This window comes from Candidatus Krumholzibacteriia bacterium, assembly GCA_030748535.1.
Classification (GTDB): domain Bacteria; phylum Krumholzibacteriota; class Krumholzibacteriia; order JACNKJ01; family JACNKJ01; genus JASMLU01.
This window is the reverse complement of the sequence record JASMLU010000038.1, coordinates 1-500: the sequence shown is the minus strand read 5'-3', so window position 1 is coordinate 500 and position 500 is coordinate 1. Positions and strand designations below refer to the sequence as shown.

Sequence of the window (500 nt, the reverse complement as noted above, 5' to 3'; positions counted from 1 at the left end):
TTAGACGGGATAAAAGTGGTAGAGGTTCTGATCAAGCCCATGGAAACTTTATTGCGCATAAAAAACTAATTGAAAATAGTTTTTTTTATTCAAATACAGAGGGTCCAATAGCGACTGTTTATTCCTTGAAAAAGATATCCTTCAATAAAAATTCTGAATTAATAAATGGTTTAGGTGAGCCATATTCTATTGTACACCAGTACGATAAGAGATGGTCGGAATTTAAACCACATGTAGATAAATTAATAAAAAATTTGAATATATAGTTTTTATGTATTTAAAAAAGAAAATGATTTTGGTGCGCCCGGAAGGATTTGAACCCTCAACCTTCTGATCCGTAGTCAGACGCTCTATCCAATTGAGCTACGAACGCACACAATGGTTTTAAATTATTGAATGAATAAAACAATAACATTTTTAGCTAAAGACGTTAATAGTAATCTCAGATTAGATAAATGTCTAACAAGTAAGTTCGAAACATTTACAAGGTCAAGAATCAA

General features: G+C 31.2%; 1 protein-coding gene and 1 tRNA gene. One reads left to right on the top strand and one right to left on the bottom strand.

Annotated features, from left to right (window positions below):
- On the top strand, nt 1–266 hold a 266-nt coding region (locus QGH30_09810; protein ID MDP7022617.1), incomplete at its 5' end, for a hypothetical protein.
- Between the two features lie 30 nt (nt 267–296).
- On the opposite strand, the gene QGH30_09805 is transcribed toward QGH30_09810, so the two are convergent.
- A tRNA-Arg gene (locus tag QGH30_09805) sits at nt 297–373 on the bottom strand.
- Between the last annotated feature and the right edge of the window lie 127 nt (nt 374–500).